This is a genomic window from Lentzea rhizosphaerae (assembly GCF_042649515.1).
Taxonomy (GTDB): domain Bacteria; phylum Actinomycetota; class Actinomycetes; order Mycobacteriales; family Pseudonocardiaceae; genus Lentzea; species Lentzea aerocolonigenes.
This window is the reverse complement of the sequence record NZ_JBHRZI010000027.1, coordinates 105,590-113,864: the sequence shown is the minus strand read 5'-3', so window position 1 is coordinate 113,864 and position 8,275 is coordinate 105,590. Positions and strand designations below refer to the sequence as shown.

Here is an 8,275-nt window from a genome sequence, read left to right as displayed (position 1 = left end):
GCGTCTGGCCGGTGATCGCGGTCTCGACCGGGGTGCGTTCGAGCGACGAGGCCCCGTAGAACCCGTGCACGCCGGTGGTGTGCTTGAGGACGTGGGCGACATCGCCCGGCTCGGCGAGCGGGCCGCCGTGACACAGCACGAGAACGTCGTCGCGGACCGCGTGTGCCGCGTCGGCCCATTCCTGCAACAGCTCCACGCTCTCGTCCAGCGTCGGACCGCCGACGGCGCCGATCGTGCCGCCGACCGTGAGGCCGAGGTGGCAGACGACGACGTCGGCGCCGGCCTCGGCCATCGCGGCGGAGTCCTGAGCGGAGAAGACGTACGGCGCGGTGACGAGGTCGAGCCGGCGAGCCGTCGCGATCATCTCCACCTCCACGCCGTAGCCCATGCCGGTGGCTTCGAGGTTGGCGCGGAAGTTCCCGTCGATCAGCCCGACCGTGGGGAAGTTCTGCACACCGGCGAAACCGAGCCGGGCGAGCTCCGGCAGGAAGACCTCCGGCGAGTAGAACGGGTCGGTGGCGTTCACACCGGCCAGGACCGGCGTGCGCGTCACGACGGGCAGGATCTCCCTGGCCATGTCGACCACGACCTCGTTGGCGTTGCCGTACGCCAGCAGGCCCGCGAGCGATCCGCGGCCCGCCGTCCGGTAACGCCCGGAGTTGAAGACCGTGAGCAGGTCGATGCCGCCGGCCTCCTGCGACTTGGCCGACAGGCCGCTGCCCGCACCGCCGCCGATGATCGCCGCACCGCGCGATGCCTTGGCGCGCAGGCGTTCCAGCACCTGCGCGCGAGTGAAGCCCACCGTCACTTCCCGCGGACGTGGTTGAGCACGGCGCTGATGTCGTTCTCCGCCAGGCCGTCCGCGACGGCCGCGGCCAGCTTCTCCTGGGCACCGGCGGCCACACCGTTCGCGACACCGCCCGCGTCGAGCACGAGCCGGAGGTCCTTCTCCGCGAGGCCCAGGGAGAACTGCGTGGAACCGGGGTTCTCGAGCTTCGCGCGCACGCGCGGGATGAGGGAGCCGACGGCGGTGCCCTCCAGTGCGGTGAGGGCGGCGTCGGTCTCGACGCCGAGCTCATCGGCGAGCGCCAGCGCCTCGGCCACCATGACGAACGACGACCCGAGCACCAGGTTCACCAGCAGCTTCACCGACGCGCCCGCGCCGGTGGGGCCGACGTGCTTGACCTTGCCCAGCACGGCGAGCACGTCCGCGGCCTCCGCGAGGTCGGCGTCGGCCGCGCCCGCGTAGATGCCGAGCTCACCGGAGCTCGCGGCGGGCAGGCTGCCCTTCACCGGCGCGTCGATGAGGCGGACGCCGTCGGGGAGGGTCTCCTTCAGCTCCGCGACGGCCTGCGGGCCGATCGTGGACATCTCGACGACGATCGTGCCGGGCTTCAACGCCTCCGCCGCGTTCGTGTACACCTCGCGCACGGCCTCGGGGCCGAACAGCATGGAGATGACGAGTTCCGCGCCCGCCACGGCCTGCGCCGGAGTGCCGGCCGCGGTTGCACCCGCCTCCACGAGCGGCGCGGTCTTGTCCGCGGTGCGGTTCCACACGGTGAGGTCATGTCCGGCTGCCGCCAGTCGGGTCGCCATGAGTGCGCCCATGCGGCCGAGTCCCAGAAACGCGATGCGAGTCACGTGGCCGGACAGTACAGGAGGGGTCCAGGCGTGCTACTGGATTTGGCGAACCTCATATGTCGCAACGACTCACGTCCCGTTCACCGGAACGTTCGAAGCACGTGCTCACTCTGTCACCGGCAGTCCGTGGTGGACTCGTTCTGCCGACCTATTCGTTTCCTTAATTGCCACGAATGGTCTATTGGGCGTTCACCTTCCGTTCACTAGCGTTTCTCCTCACGTGACGGTGGGGGGTCGCGCCGAGGAGGGGTGCTCGGGCCTGGGAGGGGCCGAGCACGGGTGGTGCAACCGTCATAACTGGGCTTTCAGGGGAGAATCGTGGCGTTTTCGGACGCGCGCAGTGGCTGCTGCGTGCCCGCACTCGTCCGTGCCCGGGTTGATCAACTTCCATCCGCTGAGGCGGTGGTCGACCCGGTGACCGGCGAATCCTTTACATATCAACAACTTTGGCACCTCTCCGGAGGGGTGGCCGCCGAGCTGGCTGAACTGGGAGTCGCTCGGGGAGAGATCGTCGCCGTCGGAGGTGGACGGTCCGTCGGCATGATCGTGGCGATGCTGGGAATCGCTCGCGCTGGTGCCGCGTACCTCCCGTTGGACGCGCACGCGCCCGCCGAACGTCTGAGCGTGCTGCTCGAAGAGGCAGGCACGCGGTTCCTGGTCGGCGGTGGCCCGGACCTGCCGGGCGTGCGCAGGGTGATCGTTGACGAGGGGAAGTCCTTCAGCGACAACGAAATCGATCAGGACGACCCGTTCTACGTGAACTACACGTCCGGTTCGACCGGGCGTCCCAAGGGTGTCGTGGTGCCGCATCGCGCGGTCGTGCGGCTCGTGTCGAACCCGGTGTTCTGCACGATCGAGCCTGGTGACCGCGTTGCGAACCAGTCCAACCCCGCGTTCGACGCGACGACGTTCGAGCTGTGGAACACGCTGACGTCGGGCGGCACCGTCGTGGTGCTGCCGTCGATCACCGAACTGCGCATCGACGACTGGATCGCGCTGGTCAGGGACTCAGGTATCGCCACGATGTTCCTGACCACGTCGTTGTTCCACCTGGTCGCGCGGGAACGGCCCGCGGCGCTGCGGGCGTTGAAGACGGTGATCGCGGGCGGCGAGCAGATGGACCTGGCCGCCACCAGGCGAGTGCTGGAGTCGGGACCGCCCGCGAGGCTCGTCAACGGGTACGGCCCGACCGAGACCACCACGTTCGCCACGTACTACGACTGCACGCTGGAGAGTCTGGCGGGCCTCGACCGGGTTCCGGTCGGGTTCCCGTTGCAGGACACGACGTTGCACCTGGTCGAGGGCGAGCTGTGCATCGGCGGGCCCGGTGTCGCGCTGGGCTACCTGCACCGGCCGGAGCTCACCGCGGAACGGTTCGTGCCCGATCCCGTGTCGGGAAAGCCCATGTACCGCACCGGAGATCTCGCCAGAGAACTGCCGAACGGTGCGCTGGAGCTGCTCGGCAGGCGGGACCGGCAGGTGAAGCTGCGCGGGTTCCGCATCGAGCTGGAGGAGATCGAGCAGGCCGTCCTCGCGACAGGGCTCGCCGACAGCGCGTTCGTGGAGAAGGTGGGAGAGGGGCCGGCGGCGTCGCTCGTCGGGTTCGTCCTGCCCAGGTCCACGGTGGACGGTGCGATGATCAGCGATGCCTTGCGCGCCAAGCTTCCCGCGTACATGGTGCCCGCGCGCTGGGTCCTGCTCACCGAGCTCCCGTACGGCCCGACCGGCAAGGTCGACAGAACGAGACTTCTTTCTCAAATTTCTGCGGACTCAGTGGTATCAGAGGCCGATGAAGTAGCTCCTACTGATGTGACGGAACACGTAGGGCTGATCTGGCGGGAGGTGCTGGGGGTTCCCGGCGCCGATCCGGCGGACAACTTCATCGACTCCGGCGGGAACTCGATCCTCGCGATCCAGCTGGCCTCGCGCCTGCGGGAACGACTCGCGATCGACCTCGGCCCCACCGACGTCCTGCTGGCCGACTCGCTCGCCGAACTGGCGGAGCGCGTCCGCGATGAAGTAGCCGCTCGGTAACCAACGGCTTTTCCCTTCAGCACACACCGGTCTCTCGGTCGTGTGCGGTTTCCACGCGCTCTTTTTCCGACTATCACGGAGTTTCGCGAGTGACTGAGACGCATCCGCTGTCGTTCGCGCAGGAACGGCTGTGGTTCATCGACGCCGCCGCACCTGCCGCGCCGACGTACAACGTGCCGCTGCTGCTGACGTGGCGGGAGAAGGTCGACGTGCCCCGGCTGACCGCCGCGCTGCACGCGGTCGCGGCCAAGCACGAGGTGCTGCGGACCCGCTACGAGCTGCGCGACGGCCGTCCGGTCCAGGTCGTCGGCGGGCCGGACGTGCCGCTCGAGGTCGTGTCCGATGTGGACGACGTGCGGGCCGACGCGCTGCGCAGGGCTCGCCTCGGGTTCGATCTCGCCGCGGCACCGCCGATCCGCTGCACGCTGTGGCAGGGCGACCAGAACGTGTTGCTGGTCAACGTGCACCACATCGCCATCGACGGCTGGTCGCTCGCCGCGTTCTTCGACGACCTCGCCGCTGCCTACGCCGGTGCCGCACTGCTGCCTCTCCGGTTGCAGTACAAGGACTTCGCGCGGCAGGACCGGGCGTCGTTCGACACCGCGGCGATGAAGAACCTCGTCGTGCGCAGGGTCGAGGAGCTCAGCGAGTTCCCGACCGACCTCACCCTCGGCTCGCCGCGCCCGGCCACCGGACCGGTCAGGCCGGGTGAGCAGCACGTCTTCGTGATCCCGGACGAGCTCTGGAACCGCGTGGGCGACCTGGCGAAGTCGTTGCGCGCCACGCCGTTCGTCGTGTTGTTCGCCGCCTACCAGGCGGTGGTGCAGCGCTGGTCCGGCCGCGACGAGTTCGTTCTCGGCACGGTCACCGCGAACCGTCCGCACGCCGACGCCGAGTCGCTCGTCGGGTTCTTCGTCAACACCGTGCCGCTGCGCTGCCTGCCGCAGCCGGACCAGACGTTCGCGGCGCTGTGCAAGCAGTCCCGCGTCGAGGCGTTCAAGTCGCTGACGTACCAGGGCATCCCGTTCGACCAGCTCACGGCCAACGGTGCCCGCGGTGTGGTCGACGTCGGCTTCGCGCTGCAGAACACGCACCCGCCCAAGGCCGGCACACCGTGGAGCACGCCGGAGTTGCTGCCCACCGGCACGGCGAAGTTCGACCTGATCCTCATCGTGGAGGACGACGCAGAGGGCAGGCGCGGGCGGATCGAGTTCGCGACGGACCAGTACACGGCCGAGATGGCCGCGTGTCTGGGTGACAACTTCCTCACGCTGCTGCGGGCCGCGGTCGACTCACCTGAGACGCCGCTCGCGAAACTGCCGTTGACAACTGATGGTTCCGTTGTTCTCGGTGCGCCGCAGGACCTCGATGGCGCCACCTCGGTGCTCGATGTCGTGGGCCGTGCGTACACATCGGACGCTCCGGCGGTGAGCGTCGCGGGTGACAGCGTGTCGTGGCGCGAACTGGACGAGTGGTCGTGGGCTCTTGCGGACCAGGTCGCCGGCGAGTTCGTACCGGTGCTGTCCGCACGCAGTCCCGCGCTCGTCGCCGCGTGGCTCGGCGTGCTCCGTTCCGGTGCCGCCTACGCACCGTTGAGCCTCGACACCCCCGCCGACCGCCTGGACCACGTCCTGGCGGAGCTGGGTGCCCGGATCGTGCTCGCCGACGAGGCAGGAGCGGACCTGATCGCCCGCCACGGCACCGACGTCGAGGTCGTGCGGATCGAGGACTTCCGCGGTGTGTCCGGCACTCCGCGCACGGTCGACCTGATCGGCCAGGAACCGGCCGTGGTGATCTACACGTCCGGCACGACCGGCCGCCCCAAGGGAGTGCTGGTCCCACACAGCGGCATGCTCAACACCTGCGTGTGGTGGGCGCGCGACATCGACCTCGGCCCCGGCGACCGGGTGCTGTGCACGTGGTCGACGTCGTTCGACGGCGCGACGCACGAGGTCTTCCGCGCCCTGATCGCCGGTGCGGAACTGGTGTTCGCCGACGACGTCGAACGACGCGACCCACCGGCGCTCGCCCGGTTGCTGCGCGAGGTCACCGTCACGTCGATGACGCCGAGCCTGCTGCGCGCGATCCTCGACGCCGACGAGGGCGGCCCGACTTCCCTGCGCACGCTGTACGTGGGCGGCGAAGGACTGCCGACCACGCTCGCCGAGGAGTGCACACGTCGCTGGGGCGTGCCGATGCGCAACATCTACGGCCCCACCGAAGCCAGCTGCATCAGCACGTTCGCCCCTGTCGAGCTCGACGGCCGCCCGCCGGCCATCGGTGTGCCGGTGCCGAACACCCGCGCGTACATCCTCGGGCCGCGACAGGAGGAACTGCCTGTCGGCGTGCCCGGCGAGCTGTGCGTCGCGGGTGCCGGGGTGGCGCTGGGCTACCTCGGTCAGCCGGAACGGACCGAGGCCGCGTTCCTGCTCGACCCGGCCGGTGGGCGGATGTACCGCACGGGTGACCGCGTGGTGTTGAGGGACGGGCAGATCGAGTACCTGGGCCGGGTCGACGACCAGGTGAAGGTGCTCGGGAACCGGATCGAGCTGGGCGAGGTCCGCAAGCTCCTGGAGGACCAGCCGTCGGTGAAGACGGCGGCGGTGAAGGCGGAGGGGACGCCGCTGAGGCTGGTGGCGTGGGTGGAGCTGGCAGCCGAAGCTCCGAATCGCGACGAACTCCTCAAACCCCTCCTCCGCTGGCTCCCGGCCGCCGTCCTCCCCAGCGAGGTCTACGTCGTCGACGCCATTCCCATGACCGGCAACGACAAGATGGACTTCACCGCGCTCGACAAGATGCGCGACACGCGACTGCCGGACGCCGTCCGCGGCACCGTCGAGCTCACCCCGGACCAGCACCGCGCGGCCGAACTGTTCGCCCAGGCCCTGGAACGGGACTCCGACGAGCTCCCACCGGACGGCGACTTCTTCACCCTCGGCGGCCACTCGCTGCTCGCGGTCAAGATGCTCGCCGACACCCCGGTGGCGTTGCGGGACTTCCTGGCCGATCCGACCGTGGCCGGGCTCGGCGCGTTGCTGGGCACCACCGCCGACAACGCAGTCGAGGTCGTCGGTGACGAGCACCCGGCGACCTCGGTGCAGCAACGGTTCTGGTTCATCGACAAGGTGTCCGCGTTGCGCACCGCCTACCTGGCACCGGTCCTGGCCGAGTTCACCGGCGAGGTCGACGTCGAACGCCTGCGCGAGGCCACCGAACTGGTGCTCGGCCGGCATCCCGCGCTGCGCTCGCGGTTCACGTTGAACGCCAAGCAGCGCAAGGTGTTCTACCGCACCGACGGCAGCGCGCCGGAGGTGCACGTGACCGACGCGGAAGACTGGCCGGAAGCGGACCTCGCCGAGCACCTCGCCCAGGTGTGCTGGACGCCGTTCGACCTCGCCACCGAAGCCCCGGCCTACGGCGAGATCGTCACGACGAAGGACCGCACGCTGCTCGTCCTCGTCACCCACCACATCGTCGCCGACGGGTGGTCGCACCAGGTGCTCGCCGAGCAGATCTCCCAGGCCTACCGCAACGAAGACCTGGCCGAACCAGTCCACCCGGCGGCCATCACCGCGGCCGAGACCAGCCCGGACGAGATCATCGCGAGCCTTAAGGACGCCCCGACGGACATCGAACTGCCGCACGACCGTTCGCGCGGCGCGATGCAGGAGACCGCGGGTCAGACCCGCACCACCACGTTGCCCGCGGACGTCACCGCGAAGCTGCGTGACCTGGGCAGCACGACGTTCATGACCGTGGCCGCGGTGCTCGCGGTCGCACTCGCCCGGCGCGGCACGCAGAAGGACTTCCTGCTCGCGTTCCCGTGGGCGGGCAGGGACAAGGCGCAGGACGCCGTCGGCATGTTCGTGAACACGCTGGTGCTGCGCGTCGACCTGCGCGACGAGCCGACGTGGCGGCAGCTGCTGGACCGGGTGCGCGAGCACAGCACCACCTGCTACCGCAACGCCGACGTGCCGTTCGACGCGATCGCCACGGCGCTGCACCCCGGCCGCGACCTCAGCAGGCCCGCCGTCACGCCCGTGTACGTGACGGCGCTGCCCGGCCACGCGGCACCGCCGGACCTCGGCGTGCCCGCGCGGTACCTGACGCCGGAACCGTTGCACATCAAGTACGAGCTCGAACTCACCGCCACAGACGCACCAGAACTGGAGCTGTCGCTGGCCTACGCGACGGGCCTGTTCGACCGATCCACTGTGGACGATCTACTCGCGTCGCTGGTCACCGCCGCGACCGACCTGGCCATCGATCCCGATGCGCCCGCACTGAAGGAGATCTGAGTGAACACAGCGACGCGCGACCAGGTGCGCCTGGCGTGGGCCGAGGTGCTGGACGTCGAGTCCGTACCGGACGACGTCAACTTCTTCGAGCTCGGCGGCGACTCGCTGCTGCTCATCGTCCTGCTCGAACGGCTGAACGGGATGACCGAACGTGACCTGGAGGCGGCCGACCTGTTCCAGCACAGCACCGTCACCGCGCAGGTCGAGCTGCTGACCTCACCGGAGACGAAGCGCGAGCTCGTGGAACTGGGCGCGACCAACCGGCGTGGCCTGATCGGCCGCGCCCGACAGGGGAACTGAAC

Annotated in this window: 5 protein-coding genes; 3 read left to right on the top strand and 2 right to left on the bottom strand. The window is 69.5% G+C overall.

Annotated elements, in window-relative coordinates; genetic code table 11:
* A partial coding sequence (locus tag ACFOWZ_RS30415; RefSeq protein ID WP_382377343.1) for a phosphoenolpyruvate hydrolase family protein occupies positions 1–802 on the bottom strand: 802 nt, incomplete at its 3' end.
* 2 nt (positions 803–804) lie between these two features.
* Entirely contained in the window at positions 805–1,641 is an 837-nt protein-coding gene (locus ACFOWZ_RS30410; RefSeq protein ID WP_382377342.1) for an NAD(P)-dependent oxidoreductase, read from the bottom strand.
* Positions 1,642–1,959: 318 nt separating this feature from the next.
* On the opposite strand from ACFOWZ_RS30410, the gene ACFOWZ_RS30405 reads away from it, so the two are divergent.
* From ACFOWZ_RS30405 to ACFOWZ_RS30395, 3 genes are all read left to right on the top strand, one after another.
* A complete protein-coding gene (locus tag ACFOWZ_RS30405; RefSeq protein ID WP_382377341.1) occupies positions 1,960–3,675 on the top strand; it encodes a non-ribosomal peptide synthetase in 1,716 nt (571 codons plus the stop codon).
* A gap of 89 nt (positions 3,676–3,764) precedes the next feature.
* The gene (locus ACFOWZ_RS30400; protein WP_382377340.1) at positions 3,765–7,973 is read left to right on the top strand and encodes a non-ribosomal peptide synthetase; all 4,209 of its coding nucleotides are present in this window, start codon (positions 3,765–3,767) and stop codon (positions 7,971–7,973) included.
* Entirely contained in the window at positions 7,974–8,273 is a 300-nt protein-coding gene (locus ACFOWZ_RS30395) for a phosphopantetheine-binding protein (RefSeq protein ID WP_063756985.1), read from the top strand.
* The last annotated feature ends 2 nt before the right edge of the window (positions 8,274–8,275 follow it).